Raw genomic sequence first — 16,545 nt, forward strand, 5'->3', positions numbered from 1 at the left:
CGCCCTTCAGAAGCCGGAAGTTAAACCGGACCGCATTGTAATCGCTGAAAACACCGAAGCATTTCGGGAGGAACTTATGCTTCAAGCCCCAGATTACATTGATGTCGACCTTCAAAACGTTGCAGGCGCAACCCGTTTCACTTGGAAAGCCAGCGATGGACTAACCCTATCTGCACACATCTGGGACCCGGATACTCCCCGCAACCCAACAGTCCTTTGCCTTTCTGGCCTAACGAGAAACACAAGAGATTTCTATCACCTAGCAAACTTTTTGAGAGAAAATGGTCACCGCGTCATCGCAATGGATTACCGCGGCCGTGGCCTGTCAGATCACTCTGAGGATTTTGAGACCTACAGTCTTGATCAGGAAGCCGACGATATTGACAGGGGCATCGAAGCGCTCGGACTTGAAAAATTTGCACTCATCGGCACATCCCGCGGCGGCCTCCACTCTTTCTCCATGGCCCAACGCCACCCAGAGCGCCTGCTATCAGTCATTATCAACGACATAGGCCCAGTCATCGAACCACCAGCTCTCGACGACATCATTGCCTCAGTCGGCACCGTCATGTCCCAACCAAACATGAAAGCCGCAGCAGAGCGCCTCGCTTCCATCCATGCAACAGCGTTCACAGCCATGTCAGAAGCGGATTGGATAACATTCGCCAATCAATTATACGCTCCCAATTCCGACGGCGTATCATTACGCTATGACAAGCACTTGGGCGATACACTCCGTGGAGACAAGAAAGCTGCACCTGAAGATGATCTCTGGCTATCTTTCAGCGCGCTAAAACCGTTTCCTCACCTCTTACTCCATGGACAAAACTCACGTCTCCTCACAACAAAGACTGTCAAGAAAATGCAGCAGTTGCACGAGAAGATGGAACTCGCAGTCATCCCCAATCAAGGACATGCGCCTCTACTCTGGGACCACTCTACCCAAACGCGCATCCTCAATTTTATAAGACAGCACGCTTAGCAAACACAAAAAAGAGGAGTTGGCTCATCAGATCCAACTCCCAAGTTCTTCAAGAAACTTAATGTCTTAGAAGGTTCTCTGAACTCTGAAGAGCGCACTGGCCTCATCAAAGTCTTTTTCATCCTCCGGCGATGTTCGTGCATAGCCAAGGTCAACACCCATTTCCATTCCGCTGACAGGTGACCAGACCAGATCCCAATCCAAAGCAAACCGATCGAAGTCAGGAAGCGCAGCACCAGTTGGTGTGTCAACAACCGCGTAACTCGCATCAAAGTCTGTCCGCACTTCAGGCGTCACATAATGCGTAAGCCCACCTGAAAACGACAGCGCTTCGGTCTTTCTGGTATCGCCGTTGATGTAGTAAGCGTCAAAAACTTCATCGTCATCAATACCCACATAGGAAACAGCACCGTTTCCATACTGGAACTGCAGAGCCATAGCATCCTGACTACCCATCTGAGGGAGGTTAATAATCGCCCCTGCCCCCAACGCCCATCCAACTTCACCAGGCACATAAGCTGCGTCTGGTCTGATGTTCGTCACAGCCGCCGCGAGCTTCGCACTGCCCCAGTCACCATCCATCCGGAATGCCGCTACAGAATCAGGCGCCTTGTTCCCAGCCTTTCCGTTTTCGCTCGCAACACCCGTAAACACGCCATGCGCACGGTAAACAGGATCCTCAATAGAAACGGTAACGGAAACACCACCATCAAACACTTCCGTATAAGCTGCGGCCCAGGAGTTGGTGTCCGACCAATCGCGATGCACAGAGCCAAAGGTAGCGCCCGTAAAGAAGTCAAACAGAGAACCAGTGCGCCCAATCGTAAAGCCACCAAACTGAATATAAGCTTTGTTCAGATCCATTTCCGGAGAGTCACCATATCGTTCAGTGTCTGAATCCACTGTCGCTCTAAGCTCAGAAAAAGTGCGAACAAACCCAAACTCGGTCTCTGATCGCGCATCCATGCGGATGTAGGAGCGAGCACGAAAGCGCATCGAGTTCAAATCACGCCCTTTAGGATCATCATCAACCACGCCGCCCCAGTTACTCGGCTTTTTGGGAAAGCGACGATACTGCGCATCGGTACGTACCCGACCACTCAAGCGCAGGCACGTCTGCGTACCAGGGATAAAGAAAAACCCCTCACCATACGCATCACAAACCTGCACATAGTCTAAGGGTTCCACCAGATTGAGCGGCTCAGGCTCAGCCTCAAAAACAGGTTTAGGCAAGTCTGTAGCCTGTGCTGTAACTCCGAATGACAGCAAGACCGGCAGGAATATCAGCTTCTTCGTCATAGTATTGAACCTCCATCCGTCACTCGGAGTAGCCCAATGCCCACAAATGCAGTGATCAAAATCAGCTGCAATGACTACCCCTGTGCAACTAGACAATTACGCCAAGGTTCAATTTTCGCAATTACTATGGATTGGGCAGGATTTTCTCACCCAACCGAAACGAGCAGGAAGTTCAACTGAGCAAAATTTCACAGCTTGGGAGGTCACCATGGCGTAATACTCATTGAAAACTTAGGTATCGCGCACAAATGGGAAAGCCCGGCGGGTTGGAACCGCCGGGCTTGAGAGACTGATTGAAAGATCAGGATATATGAACTTCAACCAGATATAGATTAGAAGGTTTCGAGCTAAACCAAAACTCATAAAATCTTGAAGTAGTACCTTCCTATACCGCCTACACATGCAAGTCTGTGGCAAGTATCACATCAAGGCTTTATGAAAGTGGTCCCGGCGACACCGCCGCCGGGACCCTCAATCTAAGAGATCTTAGAAGGAGTACTGTACGCGAGCAGCAACCTGTGCAGAGTCACCATCAAAATCATCGCTACCAACTTCAGCTTCTACGCGTGTCCAGCCAGCATCCAGGGCAATAACCATGCCTGCAACTGGCGCGTACGCAATAGAACCGTTAACTACGGTCTGATTGAAGTCAATCTCGCTGCCGATATCGTAGTTTGCATAAGAACCGTCAAGTGCCAAGGTAACTTTGTCTGTGGCTGCAACTTCAATACCTGCAGCAACTACGTAAGAAGTTGTGCCAACTTCATCAGCTGCACCAATCGCCAGACGTTCTGCAAGTGGGAGAATGTCATTGTCAGCTGAACCAGCTGCGTAAGCAAGTGCATCTTTCGCGTAAGTTGCGCCAAAGCCAAACTTCACAGCATCAGTTGCAGCAACTTCCAAAGAACCAGCAACTGCAAAGCCATATTCATCGTTAGAGAATGCGTGAGCAGCTGCAGACACATTACCAGTGAACATGCCCTGTGTTACAGAAAGTGCACCAACGAAATCAGAACGGTTCATCGCACCGCCATAGGCTTCTGCATCTTCCAGAGCAAACTCTGCAGTGAAACCGTTACCGAGAGAAGTGGAAGCAGAAATCTGCATGGTGTCTTCGCCACCAGATGTAACACCAATCACACCGATTGCAGAGTAACCGCCAAAGGTATTGAATACGGAACCAGTACGGCCAAGAAGAACAGAAACATTATCAAAGCCGAGCTGAAGGTATGCGTCGCCCATACCAAGAGTGTCTTCTGAAGACTCATCCCAAGATGCGGTCAGCTCAGTGTATGTCTTAATTGACATCATTTCTGTAGCGGTCATGGACTCCAGGTAAACATAACCACGAGCAAGTGTTGAATAAGGGTTCGCAGTAGAAAGGCTTTCAGTCAGATCATGCGAAGTCCACTGTGTACGGATACGACCATGTACGCGAACACAAGTGTCCTGGCCTGGCAGCTGGAAGTAGCCAGCGCCGAATGCGTCACATGCCTGTACGTAGTTTACTGGCTCTGCAACTACCGGAAGGTCGGCAGCCATTGCTGGAGTTGCAGCTGCTGCAGCAGCTGCTGCGATAGCGATTTTCTTGAAGTTCATCACAAGCTTCCCATAATATGGATTTTAAACTTTATTTAAAACAGATCATCAAACCGCAATTCAGGTGCATGCACCGTCATCAAGCGTGTCTGAACTGTCCCTGTGAACCCTCCGCCTCAAATCAAGCGCCTACCTGATGAGAAAGCCCCCTGAAGGTTCGTGAGGAGAAATTACAATATCTGGAGTTTTAGGCAAGCCCACTTAGGTTTCATGCATGCCTATTTCTACTTGTGATTTTTTACATGTGTCTTTTTAACAACACGACAATTAGGCAAGTGCAACAATCTCTCGCTACGTTGTGAAAGTCCTTATCCTTGATAGAGGGATAGATATGAGTGACCACTTTATGAAAGGCATTGAATATTATTCTTTTTAATCAAACGGTTAGAGCATAATAGATACGCAATCACACACTCAGCAGTGGCCAACTAAATCATCACCTCAAATACAACTAAATATGCAGCACTGAGAAAACATTCAGTGTGTATAAAGACCTCATAGGATTAGGCAATTCATGCAGATATCGTCGAGTGGGTGTAATTTTGATGAACTCGGTAAACCCTATAAACACTCTATTGCTGAGTGTCTCTGGATCAAGGATCAGGCAAATCTACAGAGATGCACGCTTAAATCAGAGCATAGACATCAAAGACTGTGCGGCGTGCCCTAACAACAACCCATCTGCATCCCATAAAACTGGAACACAGCTCATCTCTACACTAAGGGGGCAAGGCAGGATTACGGAAAAGCATCTAAAGTTAGAGCCGTCGCTCAGATCACCCTTAGTGCCTCCCAATATCGTTAAACACAAAAAACCCCGGTAACCGTAGTTACCGGGGTTTTCGAAATTAGATGGCTAACTAAGCCATCAAATTTTTACACCAAATTAGAAGGTGTACTGTACGCGAGCACCAACTTTGATCTCGTCGTCCAGCTTGTCACCATCAATTTCTTCCTGTCCCCAGCCTGCTGCCAGAGCAAGACCAAGACCTGATACTGGAGAGTAAACAACAGAACCATTAACGGTGAAATCAACATAATCTGTGTCTGTAGAAATCTCTTCAACACTCAGGTATGCCAGATCCAGCTGAGCAGAAACTTTCTCGGTCAGAGCAGTCTCGATGCCAGCAGACAGGTTGTAACCTTTGACGTCGTAGCTGTCGATGTCGTCGTTGCTCACGCCGAGGTAAGCGCCAGCTTCGTTTGCATACTGAGCCTGGAAGGTGAACTCTGTACCTTCTTTAACCATGTCCAGGTTAACAACTGCAGTTGCACCAATTGCATAACCGTAGTCGTCGCCATCAGCTTTGTTGTGAGCCGCGCCAGCAAGCTGGAAGGAACCCCAACCCTGAGCAACTTTCAATGCGCCAACGAAGTCAACTGCGTTTTCATCGCCACCACGGTAGCTGGAATCTTCAATAGAAGCAGTTGCAGTTACACCATTACCGAGATCACCAGTGAAAGAAGCCTGAAGAGTGGACTGATCAGACCACCAACCACCAACTGGGCCAATCCATGTGTAACCAGTGAAACCGTCGAATGCGGAAGCTTCACGACCAAAGAGGAAAGAACCGTAGTCTGCGCCGAGCTGAACCCAAGCATCGTTCACTTTAGTTGAACGAGATGCACCCTGGTCCCACTGATTTTCCAGTTCAGTATAAGTCTTGATGGTACCAAAGTCGGTAGCAGTCATGGAAGTGAAGTAGATGTAACCACGAACATATGAGCTGTAGTTGTTTTTCTTTACTTCATCATCGTTATCGAGATCAGCCTTACCATCGTCATTGCGGTCGAAGTTATCGCCAAGGCCTTCATTTAGGTCGTGGGAAACGTACTGCGCGCGGATACGACCGCCGAGTTTGATGCAGGTGTCTTTGCCTGGCAGCTGGAAGTAACCAGCGCCGAATGCGTCACATGCTTTTACGTAGTTTACTGGCTCAGCAGCGAGTGGCAGATCTGCAGCCTGTGCAGAAGTTGCAGCTGCAGCAGCTGCTGCAGCGAGTGCAAGAGTTTTAACGTTCATAATCCTGACCTTCCAATGTCTCTCAATAGAAAGAAGAAACTGGCGTGACCTGTTTGGAGCAGCTCACATTTCCTCTTTTCCCTGCGACACGAGAACCAGAAAGGCTCACCATAATTTGGCAAAGCAATCAATCGGCTCGACCGCGTCGATGGACATATTGATGCCCGACGAGATGGAAGATCGCAATATCAACCTAGTAGTTTGGGAGGGGAGAAACATCACCACGTCAAAGTAGTGTGTTTTTTTTGACACAACGGCTTTTATGGATGCTCGAAACACTCAACTCAGACGCCACAGATCATAGGCATTCTAATTTTTATTAACCCGTTGAAATATAAATATTAAATGCAGAACCGATACGTCTAGATCAGTATATTCAATTGCTTAAAAAACATAATCACCCTGAACGCATGCAAAAACCCACGCACTGGGGATTAAAATGCCGACTAAAATTTAATATGCAAATTCAAAATAGAAATAGGCAAGAGTACCCACATGCACATAGCCTCAAACAGAGGAACCCGGTGGTTTTGGACACCACCGGGAATGAGAGTCATTGGAAAATCTGGATTATTGAAAGTCCAATGAAGGTCTAAGGCTTAAGTCAGCCTTAGAAAGAACGCTGTACGCGGAAGTTCAAGACAGCAGCGTCTTCCTTTGAAGAACGATCTTCGTCTTTCTGCTTCCAGCCAGCACCAGCAGAGAACAGCAGACCAGAAACAGGACGGTATTCCATAGTTCCGGCAACAACAACTTCGTTAAAGTCAGCCAAGATTGTTTCTTCGCCGGACTCTACGTCCAAGTAAGAAGCTTCAACACCGGAAGACAACTCGCTTGTCCAGTTGTGCATGTAACCACCAGCAACAGACCAAGCTTTGTTGGTTTCAATATCACCATCAGTGTTAAGGACTGCGTCTGCAATATCGCCTTCAGCTCCAACATAAGCCATAGCACCGTCTGCATAAGCAGCCTGGAAGTTGATCACGTCACCAGGAGCAATCATGTCAAGATTGAAGCCAACAGCACCTGCAACAGCGTATCCAACCTCAGAGGAATTACGATTACCTGAAGCGTCAACTTTAGTTACGGCACCAGAAAGACCAGCATAGCCCCAACCCTGGTTCAGCAGAACTTTCGCGACGAAGGAAGGAAGGGTGTTACCTGCCGTATTCAGGTCGGCAGCAGGACCAACGAATACACCCTGCTCACGGTCAGCGTTGTCTTCAATAGACGCAGCAATCGTCAGGCCGTTACCCAATGCGTGGGTGTAGGATGCCTGCCATACGGTGTCATCAGCCAGGTGGCGGTCAAACAGGTTGGAAGCCAGTTCGCCAGTCCAAAGATCGAATGCAGAAGTTGCAAGACCGAAAGTGAAGCCACCAATCTGAACATAACCCTTGTCCAGTTTAACACCTGCAGCATCACGTGAGTCGGAGTTAGAAGTGTACTGGAAATCCATATATGTACGGATCAGACCCAGCTCAGACTGTGTACGGGTATCAATACGCAGGTTCGCACGGGAACGGAAGTTGTGGTTGTTGTCTTCTCTGCTGTAATCTTCATCGTCCAGCAGGTCAGTGAAGCGTGCTTCAACACGGATACGACCGCCGATTTTGATTGCAGTTTCAGTGCCTGGCAGTACGAAGAAACCTGCACCGTATGCATCGTTGATGCGTACGTAATCTACTGGTGCGATGTCAGCTGGAAGATCAGCAGCCTGAACGGAAGTTGCAGCGGCAGCAGCAGCTGCTGCGATTGCGATAGCCTTGAAATTCATAATTCTAACTTTCTTTAAAACCAGAGCAGCTCGACCACATGTCGATCCCTGACCACTCTGGCTCCCCACTTGCGCATCCTGATCAAAGCAATGTTTGAAACATCACTTTATTCAGCGGGCACCGGTAAGTGCGCCCCGCGCTGTTCACAACATCAATATTTGTGATCTTTAGTTTTTAATCAATAATTCAAATGAAGTTTGAAAGTCATCGAAATACGATGTGGCACAAATAACACAGGGAATTTAGGGGAGATAAGCCAAACCAAGAACGGCAACACGCACTAGAAACAAACCATTTCAAAGCAAAAGCGAAGATTAAACCCATAATTTATTGTTATGTTCCGAGTTACTGGAGAGGTGTTGAGACCGGACCGGTATAACTTAAGAAAAACAAACATAAATCGTCACTTATTCAGTCAAAAACCTACTATCTCATAGCTTTTTCCTTCCAAGTGAGCTGCAACTGACTGCAAGCATACATCAACACAAGCAACAAATCATAATACATCAATAATTTTGATATTAAATACATAGACTCCACACAACACATAAAAACACATGTAAATCAATAAGTTAGCTAAATTCACATAGGGCCACTGCGATTTATCGGCCTAAAACGCATTAACTTTTGCAGTCTATACGATGTGGACAAATCCACCTCAGCGAGCATTTTTCACGCAAAGGACAACTGACTACCTACCAAAAACAAAGAGGGCAGCCACTTGAGTGACCGCCCTCCTCCATAAAACTGAGTGTTTTGTCCTAGGCTTGGCCTTCAATGAGTTTGCGACGTAACCATCCTGAGAGTTGATCCATCATCATCACCACTACAATAATCAGAAAGATCAGGTAGAGAGTGTTCTCCCAATCCTGTCTGGTTCGCATAGTCTCTATAAGCTTTAGGCCTATTCCCCCTGCTCCCAATGCTCCAATCACGGTGGCACTGCGTGTATTGCTCTCCAGATAATAAAGCATCTGGGATATAAAGAGAGGTAGGATTTGCGGAAACAGCCCGAACCGGTATTTCTGAACCGGAGAAGCTCCCGTTGCTTGCACGCCTTCCGCCTGTTTCTTATCTGCATTCTCAATCGCCTCAGAGAACAACTTGCCGAAAGTACCCGTATCGGTGAAGAAGATCGCAAAAATCCCGGAGAGCGGCCCAAGTCCGAACGCCCGTATAAAGATGAGCGACCAGATAAGCATATCGACCCCGCGTAGGAAATCGAAGAACCGGCGCACGCCTGTTCGCGCCAACCTCACCGGATTAACATTCGCAGCAGCAGCAAACGCAAGCGGCAATGCTAGAATACCCGCAATCAAGGTACCGACCACGGCCATGATGAGAGTTTGCAGCAATGCGAAATAAACCTCCCCATGCTGCCACTCACTGTTCATCCAAAACTCATTGAACATAAAGCGCAGGTTGGAAACATCAGGATCCAGTCTTTCCGAAGAGAACGCCAGGGATATCAGCTGACCAGCACTCAGCCCGTTCAGCTTGCTGTCAAAGTCAAACCAGAAGTTCTCCCACCCAACGAAATAGCGATGCACCTCAACTTTGCTCTTTGTCAGCCAGATACGTGTATATAAAGAGGGCCGCGCATTAACCTGGGTTTTCGAGACCTTCAGCCAGTCAGCCTCCGCTCCACCAATAAACTGCGGAACCCCATCTCCAACTTTGAATGTAAAAGGCTCACCAAACTTTGGATGAGTGTAAGTCACCACATCATCTGCAAAATGAAGCACCCCATCTTCACCGAGCAGAATGGAGGATTGCCCACGTGATTGCTCAATCCAATCTGGCTGCTCTTTATATATAGCCCGTCTGTTGCCCTCCAGGCTAACAACAAATCCCTGATCAGCCTTCTTGAACTGATACTTTGCATGCACCTTGTGGGCATAAGCATCCAGTGCAAACAGTTGAGCCATGTCCCCACGGGCCTTCTCCATCACGCCCGGAACATCAAACGCGAAAAAGCAGAGACCCAAATAAACAACAACCAACAGCGACAGCACCGGCCCAAGCAAGCGCTTTTTCAAATCCAGCCCGAGAACACCGGGATACTGCTCGTCCAACCGTTGCTCTTCATGATGCGACGTCCCACGCAAGGCACTAATATCTGTCTTAGAACGCTCCATCAAACTTGCCCCGTCTGACCAATAAGTATTTGTCGCATCCAGCCACTGAGGTAATCGATGGACGTGATTGAAAGAACCAGCATGAAAATGATGACAAGAATGTCAGCTCCATAGTTCCAGTCGACAACCATCTTCAACTCGGCACCAAGACCACCAGCTCCGACAAACCCAAGGATCGCAGAGGCCCGCACGTTCACTTCCAGCCGAAGCAGCGTGTAAGACAAAAAGTTCGGAAGCACCTGAGGCAGAATGCCAAAGCGAATTTGCTCCAACCAGTTGCCACCTACACTGCGAATGCCTTCAGCAGCCTTCAGGTCACAGTTCTCATTCACCTCAGAAAACTGTTTGGCGAGTGCACCAATTGTATGCGTTGTCACCGCAATCACAGCAGCAACCGGACTTGGCCCAAAAATCAGAACCAGCAACAGCGCAATCACAATCTCTGGAAACGCGCGAAAAATATCCATCACCCGGCGCATCGCAGCAACGGCAAGCCGATTGCTCACCAAGTTACGGCTCGCAACAAAACTCAGCGCCCCACCCAGAAAGAATGCCAGAAGAGTTGAGACCAAGGCGATGTTGACGGTCTCGATTAAGTACGGAAGATATTGAAGAACAAGTGCGAAGAGCCCAACCAGCCCTTCCTCATAAGCACCAATGAACAACTCAGCCGGATAATCAAAGAATTTACCCAAGCCGGTCCAAAAGCCACCAGAATTTGCTTGGTCCGCAACAAACAAGCCACCGAAGATGCTCAGGACACAAAGGCCGAGCAGAGAAAGAGTATATAGCGTTCGGCGCCGGGCAACACGCTCATAGGCCTGAGAAATCTCGGCCAGACGGGAAGCTTCGGCAAGCGCCAGATGAGCGGCCACTTCAACATCCTCCAAACAGGGAAATGATGAGAGCCACCACGGCCCCCATAAAGAAAGGGCGCGGTCAGATCCGCGCCCCTTTACTACTCTGAGAATTAGTTAGCTTTTTTTGCTTCGATCTTACGGCGACGCGCTTCAACAATGGTCTTGTAAAAATCGTGGTTCACTTCCACAAAGTCAGCGTACTCACCACCCTGTGCGGAGTAGAAGCACTCGGTGTTATCAGTCACCATAGACTTCAACGAGGCAACAACCTTCTGCTTTACGTCGGATGGAAGCGACTTACGTACAACAAGCGGACCGTTCGGGATCAGCGGAGACTGCCAGACCTGAACCAGATCAGACATATCAACCATGCCTTTATCTACCATCTTACGCAGATTACCAGAGGTGTAGCCCTCTTCCCATTCGCCAACACCAGATGCCCAGGTGACGCCGCCGTCAACATCGCCATTCAAAACAGCAAGAACGTTCTGCTCGTGTCCACCAGAAAACTGCGTAGAGGCAAAGTACTCTTTCAGGTTCAGGCCCATATCGTCAAACGCAACAGAAGGAACCAGATAACCGGAGGTGGAGTTAGGGTCAGCAAAGCCCATGCGCTTGCCCTTCATGTCTTCCAGCGTTTCAATGCCAGAATCTGCACGAGCAACCAAAACAGAATAATAGCCTGTTGCGCCATCTGTCTGCTTGGTGGTCAGCACTGGCTCAACAGCACCAGGAGCTGACAGGTAAACAGCAGAGTAACCGGAAGCGCCAAGCTCGGCATAATCCAGGTTCCCACCCTTCAGGCCTTCAATGGTGCCAGCATAATCAGCTGCCGGGAAAAGCTTGACCGGAACACCCAGCAGCTTTTCAAAACGGTCAACCAGACACTGGTTGGAACGAAGACGATCCGCCTCATTCTCACCACCAAGAATACCAATGCGGAATTCAGTGATTTTCTCTTCAGCCAGAGCCATAGGCGCAGCAAGAAGGGTTGTGCTAACAGCAAGAGCTGCAGCGACTTTACCGATGATTTTCATCAGAGCACTCCAATATCAGAATATAAATCTAAACCCGCTGCTATTCAGCAGCAGAGACAACAGGCGAAGCATCGCCTTTCGCCAGTTCCAGGGCAGCGATTTTTGCACCTTCGCTACCCAGAGAAGTTGAGGTCATCCCCTCCTCAAAACTGTCGTCAGCACCGTAGATCTCACGGGCTACTGCGGTCGAAAGCTCATCCGGTTTCCCATCAAAAACAATCTCACCATCACGCATGCCAATCACGCGGTCACAGTAATTACGGGCAGTATCAAGAGTATGGAGATTACAAATAACTGTCAGGCCATCTTCCGCGTTGATCGCCTTAAGAGCGTCCATCACCACCTGCGCGTTCATCGGATCCAGCGAGGCAATCGGCTCATCTGCCAAAAGCATTTTCGGTTCCTGCATAAGAGCACGAGCAATCGCAACACGCTGTTGCTGACCACCAGAAAGATTTTCCGCCCTTTTCAAAGCCGTTTCAGCAATGCCAAGTCTTTCAAGTTTCAGCAGAGCCTGAACCCGCTCTTCACGAGTGAACAGCTTAAGCATGCTTGAAACTGTTCCGTGTGCATTCAGGCGTCCCAACATAACGTTGGTTAAAACATCAAGGCGAGGAACCAGGTTGAACTGCTGAAAGATCATCGCGCAATCACGCTGCCAGCGGCGCTTATACGCCCCCTGCAAGGCAAGCACATCAACACCATCAACAAGGACACGCCCGTCGGTTGCCGGGGTAAGTCTGTTGATCATCCGCAGCAACGTGGATTTACCCGCACCAGAACGACCAATAATGCCGATCATCTGAGGCTTCTCAACAATGAAGCTCGCCCCTTTGACAGCAACATGCGCGCCAAATTCTTTTCTAACGCTTTCAAACTGGATCAAGAGTTCAACCCCGGTACCTGTTAAAATTTAACGTACTAGGCACACGCGATTGTTACAGCGAAATGACGCTCACTCACAAAGCGACCCCGTCAAAAAACCGTCACACCCCACCTCCCCCACATAGCTGACAAAACGAGCATTACATTACGTTTCTATGACAGAAGGAAAAGGAAACCGGCTTTCAAACCAATCTGTCAGAACTCTGATTTTCAGGGAATCAAAACCGACGATTGAACGCTAAGCACTCTAAATGTTCAGTAGGGCTGAACACCTAACTTCTGAAAGCATCGACATTTAAAAAGCAAATGGGCAGTACTGTTAGGTACCGCCCATTCGAATAGAAATTAGTGCTGTTTGCCAGCTGCTAGGTCTAAGGCCGCTATCCTGCGATTAGACCCTAGAAGTGAACTGACTTCGCAGCAGCAGGCTTCTGGAGTGGTGGGGCGAACTTGGTGAGGTCGATGCCTTCCACTGCTGCTTTGTATTCATCCATGTTTGGAGTTCTGCCGAGGATTGCGGAAAGAACAACAACCGGAGTGGACGCCAGCAGGGATTCACCCTTTTTCTCAGAGGAATCTTCTACCACACGGCCCTGGAACAGGCGGGTAGAGGTTGCCAGAACGGTATCACCCTTAGCAGCCTTCTCCTGGTTACCCATGCAAAGGTTACAGCCAGGGCGCTCCAGGTACATAATGTTTTCGTATTCGGTACGTGCTTTTGCTTTTGGCATCAGATCGTCGAATTCGAAACCGGAGTACTTCTGCAAGATCTCCCAGTCGCCTTCTGCCTTCAGCTCATCAATAATGTTGTAAGTGGGAGCTGCAACAACAAGCGGAGCATTGAACTCGACCTTACCGCCGTCTTTCTCAAGATTCTTGAGCATCTGAGCAACAATCTTCATGTCGCCTTTGTGCACCATGCAGGAGCCAACAAAGCCCAGATCAACCTTCTTGTCACCACCGTAGTAGGAAACAGGACGGATGGTGTCGTGGGTGTAACGCTTGGAAACGTCATTGTTGTTCACGTCAGGGTCAGCGATCATTGGCTCAACGATCTGGTCCAGATCAACAACAACCTCAGCGAAGTACTTGGCATTGTCATCCGGGGTCAAAGCAGACTTCTCACCAGATTTGATCTCAGCAATACGCTTATCCGCTTTCGCGATCAGACCTGCCAGAACCTTGGCATCATTGTCCATGCCTTTGTCGATCATGATCTGAATGCGGCTCTTGGCCAGCTCAAGAGAGCCGATCAGAGTTTCATCGTTGGAGATACAGATGGAGGCTTTTGCCTTCATTTCTGCAGTCCAGTCAGTGAATGTGAAGGCCTGGTCTGCCAGCAGTGTGCCGATGTGCACTTCGATGATGCGGCCCTGGAACACGTTGTCGCCATGCTGTTTGAGCATCTGCGCCTGTGTTGCATGTACGACATCGCGGAAGTCCATGTGATCAGCCATAGTGCCTTTGAAGGTCACTTTTACTGACTCTGGAATCGGCATGGTGGCTTCACCAGTTGCCAGAGCAAGAGCAACGGTACCGGAGTCTGCACCGAATGCCACGCCTTTGGACATACGAGTGTGACTGTCGCCACCGATGGTGATGTCCCAGTCATCCACGGTAATGTCATTCAGCACCTTGTGGATCACGTCTGTCATGGCGTGATAGACGCCTTTAGGATCGCGCGCAGTGATCAGGCCAAACTTGTTCATGAACTTCATGAGTTTAGGAATATTGGCCTGCGCCTTCAAATCCCAAACAGAAGCGGTGTGACAGCCAGACTGGTAAGCACCGTCAACAGTTGGAGAAATGACGGTTGCCGCCATGGACTCCAGCTCCTGAGAAGTCATCAGACCAGTGGTGTCCTGAGAACCAACAATGTTCACCTTTACGCGAACATCGGAACCTGCGTGCAGAGTTGCGCCCGGAGTAGTGCCAACTGCATTGCGGTTGAAGATCTTCTCAACAGCAGTCAGGCCCTGACCTTCGTGAGAGATTTCTTTGGATGCTGCGAAAGCGGACTTCAGGTCAACGCCGAGTGTCTCGGATGCAAACGTCTGCAACTTCTTACCAAACACAACAGCGTAGGAGCCGCCTGCTTTCATAAACTCAACTTTTTGAGGCGTGAAAGCGGAAGAAACATCAACCAGCTCTTTATCACCATCATAAAGCTTTTTGGTTTTGGAGTTGATGGTGAGCACCTTGCCAGTCTCAACTGAATAGGTCTGCTCAAGGACAGGGTCACCATTGTCATCCAGAACGGTGTTGCCATTGGCATCTTGCTTTTTAACCCAGTTTTTCAGGTCAAGGCCGATGCCACCGGTTACACCAACAGTGGTCAGGAAAATCGGAGAAATACCGTTGGTGCCAGCAACAATCGGAGCAATGTTCACGAAAGGAACGTATGGGCTTGCCTGCTTACCGGTCCACAGCGCAACGTTGTTTACGCCGGACATGCGGGAGGAACCAACACCCATGGTGCCCTTCTCAGCAATCAGCATCACGCGTGCATCAGGATGAGCTTTCTGCAGTTCCTGAATTTTCGCCTGACCTTCTTCAGAGATCATGCACTTGCCGTGCAGCTCACGATCTGAGCGAGAGTGCGCCTGATTACCAGGAGAAAGCAAGTCGGTGGAGATATCGCCTTCACCAGCAATATAGGTAACGACCTTGATTTCTTCTTCTACTTCAGGAAGCTTGGTGAAGAACTCAGCCTTCGCGTAGCTTTCCAGAATATCTTTTGCGATCGCATTACCTGCTTTAAACGCAGCTGCAAGACGATCAGTATCAGCTTCGTACAAGAACACCTGAGTTTTCAGAACGTCCGCTGCCTGAGCTGCGATTGCTGCATCATCGCCAAGAGCCAGATCAAGAAGAACCTCTACAGAAGGACCACCCTTCATGTGAGACAGCAGCTCAAAAGAAAATGACTGAGAAATCTCCTCAACGACAGAGTCGCCAAGAATAATTTCTTTCAAAAACTTCGCCTTTTCACTAGCTGCACTGGTTGTGCCTGGCAAAGTGTTATAAATAAAGAACTTAAGAGAACCGTCTCTGTGTTCATTTTTGAGATCTTTAATCTGCGAAATGATCTCATTCACAAGTGCGCCATCTTCGATCGGCTTGGGGTTCAAACCTTGGGCTTTTCGAGTGTCAATCTCATTCAAGTAGTCAGTGTACAAGCTCATGATTATTCCGACGCATTTGTGTTAGACGATTTATGTTTGGTGTATCTTGAACTCTATGTCAAAACCATCTCAGGCAAACCGGCTCAAGTTTGTTGTATGCGGTCGTATACCAAATGAGATTAGCATGCAAGATGTTTCCAGCAGTTGCAGAACTCCACCCCCACCCGTTCGCTGACAAGCTTTACCTGTCCAAGCAGCTCCAGAACAATAAATCCTGTGAGACTTCATACAATTCCTCTGCATTCAGTTGTTATGAGACAAGCAAAGACACCCCAAGAAGCCATGTGGGTGATTTAGGCACTCAGAAAGAGGAGCCGCATCACAAATTGGTGTGAAAATATCTAAAGCCGTCAAGTCAGAAGAAGACCTGTCATTGAAGTCACCCAGACAACAACGGAAGTTGAATGAAAACCAGTTGGAAGTCATGTTTTCAAAAGTGGGAAGATGGCGGACACCTGCTTTGTCCGTGATGACTTACGCGAGATGCTTCAGGTCTCATCCCAACAAGAAAGCTGCCATAGCAAACCGCGTCTATTCTCTGTACGAAAATTTAGTGGAAAATGACGTCTTTAGTGATCACTGCAACGTGTCTCTGTTCCTTTTTAGCAAGGCCATGAAGTTGCTCATTCTGGCAAACTTCGCCGCCACCCTGCTCTTCCTCGCCCCTGCCCTTGACCAGACAGTGGTTGAGGCAAAACACAGCATCCCCGCGAACTTCATCACCACTCAACTTGCTGCGTTTGAACTCAGGTAAGGAGG

General features: G+C 48.8%; 11 protein-coding genes. 2 read left to right on the forward strand and 9 right to left on the reverse strand.

What is annotated here, in order from left to right; translation table 11 throughout:
- Nucleotides 1–76: 76 nt before the first annotated feature.
- A complete protein-coding gene (locus PsAD26_RS18725) occupies nucleotides 77–982 on the forward strand; it encodes an alpha/beta hydrolase (RefSeq protein ID WP_063311641.1) in 906 nt (301 codons plus the stop codon).
- 66 nt (nucleotides 983–1,048) lie between these two features.
- Here PsAD26_RS18725 and PsAD26_RS18730 read toward each other — a convergent pair whose 3' ends face one another.
- The 9 genes from PsAD26_RS18730 to PsAD26_RS18770 form a co-directional block, all read right to left on the reverse strand.
- The gene (locus PsAD26_RS18730; RefSeq protein ID WP_063311642.1) at nucleotides 1,049–2,281 is read right to left on the reverse strand and encodes a porin; all 1,233 of its coding nucleotides are present in this window, start codon (nucleotides 2,279–2,281) and stop codon (nucleotides 1,049–1,051) included.
- A 486-nt stretch (nucleotides 2,282–2,767) separates the two neighbouring features.
- The gene (locus PsAD26_RS18735; RefSeq protein ID WP_063311643.1) at nucleotides 2,768–3,880 is read right to left on the reverse strand and encodes a porin; all 1,113 of its coding nucleotides are present in this window, start codon (nucleotides 3,878–3,880) and stop codon (nucleotides 2,768–2,770) included.
- An 886-nt stretch (nucleotides 3,881–4,766) separates the two neighbouring features.
- Entirely contained in the window at nucleotides 4,767–5,903 is a 1,137-nt protein-coding gene (locus PsAD26_RS18740; protein ID WP_063311644.1) for a porin, read from the reverse strand.
- A 610-nt stretch (nucleotides 5,904–6,513) separates the two neighbouring features.
- A complete protein-coding gene (locus PsAD26_RS18745; protein WP_063311645.1) occupies nucleotides 6,514–7,680 on the reverse strand; it encodes a porin in 1,167 nt (388 codons plus the stop codon).
- A 762-nt stretch (nucleotides 7,681–8,442) separates the two neighbouring features.
- On the reverse strand, nucleotides 8,443–9,819 hold the full coding sequence (phnE, locus tag PsAD26_RS18750; RefSeq protein ID WP_063311646.1) for a phosphonate ABC transporter, permease protein PhnE: 1,377 nt from the start codon (nucleotides 9,817–9,819) through the stop codon (nucleotides 8,443–8,445).
- Complete coding sequence (gene phnE, locus PsAD26_RS18755; RefSeq protein ID WP_063311769.1) at nucleotides 9,819–10,694, reverse strand: phosphonate ABC transporter, permease protein PhnE; 876 nt, start codon at nucleotides 10,692–10,694, stop codon at nucleotides 9,819–9,821. The genes phnE (PsAD26_RS18750) and phnE (PsAD26_RS18755) overlap by 1 nt, the downstream gene beginning before the upstream one ends.
- 95 nt (nucleotides 10,695–10,789) lie before the next feature.
- Nucleotides 10,790–11,716 carry a phosphonate ABC transporter substrate-binding protein gene (gene phnD, locus PsAD26_RS18760; RefSeq protein WP_063311647.1) on the reverse strand — a complete coding sequence of 309 codons (927 nt, stop codon included), beginning with the start codon at nucleotides 11,714–11,716 and terminating at the stop codon, nucleotides 10,790–10,792.
- A 40-nt stretch (nucleotides 11,717–11,756) separates the two neighbouring features.
- The gene (gene phnC, locus PsAD26_RS18765; RefSeq protein ID WP_063311648.1) at nucleotides 11,757–12,602 is read right to left on the reverse strand and encodes a phosphonate ABC transporter ATP-binding protein; all 846 of its coding nucleotides are present in this window, start codon (nucleotides 12,600–12,602) and stop codon (nucleotides 11,757–11,759) included.
- A 397-nt stretch (nucleotides 12,603–12,999) separates the two neighbouring features.
- Nucleotides 13,000–15,786 (reverse strand): bifunctional aconitate hydratase 2/2-methylisocitrate dehydratase, encoded by a 2,787-nt coding sequence (locus tag PsAD26_RS18770; protein WP_063311649.1) that lies wholly within the window; start codon nucleotides 15,784–15,786, stop codon nucleotides 13,000–13,002.
- A gap of 613 nt (nucleotides 15,787–16,399) precedes the next feature.
- Between PsAD26_RS18770 and PsAD26_RS29720 the strand changes: the two genes are divergently transcribed.
- Nucleotides 16,400–16,540, forward strand: a complete 141-nt coding sequence (locus PsAD26_RS29720) for a hypothetical protein (protein WP_193758309.1) — start codon at nucleotides 16,400–16,402, stop codon at nucleotides 16,538–16,540.
- The last annotated feature ends 5 nt before the right edge of the window (nucleotides 16,541–16,545 follow it).

It is taken from the genome of Pseudovibrio sp. Ad26 (assembly GCF_001623285.1).
GTDB lineage: Bacteria > Pseudomonadota > Alphaproteobacteria > Rhizobiales > Stappiaceae > Pseudovibrio > Pseudovibrio ascidiaceicola.

Bases quoted from the DNA above. Each gene is read 5' to 3' on its own strand.
- phnD (WP_063311647.1), bottom strand. From the start codon at position 11,716: ATGAAAATCATCGGTAAAGTCGCTGCAGCTCTTGCTGTTAGCACAACC.
- PsAD26_RS18740 (WP_063311644.1), bottom strand. From the start codon at position 5,903: ATGAACGTTAAAACTCTTGCACTCGCTGCAGCAGCTGCTGCAGCTGCA.
- PsAD26_RS18770 (WP_063311649.1), bottom strand. From the start codon at position 15,786: ATGAGCTTGTACACTGACTACTTGAATGAGATTGACACTCGAAAAGCC.
- phnE (WP_063311646.1), bottom strand. From the start codon at position 9,819: ATGGAGCGTTCTAAGACAGATATTAGTGCCTTGCGTGGGACGTCGCAT.
- PsAD26_RS18745 (WP_063311645.1), bottom strand. From the start codon at position 7,680: ATGAATTTCAAGGCTATCGCAATCGCAGCAGCTGCTGCTGCCGCTGCA.
- PsAD26_RS18730 (WP_063311642.1), bottom strand. From the start codon at position 2,281: ATGACGAAGAAGCTGATATTCCTGCCGGTCTTGCTGTCATTCGGAGTT.
- PsAD26_RS29720 (WP_193758309.1), top strand. From the start codon at position 16,400: ATGAAGTTGCTCATTCTGGCAAACTTCGCCGCCACCCTGCTCTTCCTC.
- PsAD26_RS18725 (WP_063311641.1), top strand. From the start codon at position 77: ATGCTTCAAGCCCCAGATTACATTGATGTCGACCTTCAAAACGTTGCA.
- PsAD26_RS18735 (WP_063311643.1), bottom strand. From the start codon at position 3,880: ATGAACTTCAAGAAAATCGCTATCGCAGCAGCTGCTGCAGCAGCTGCA.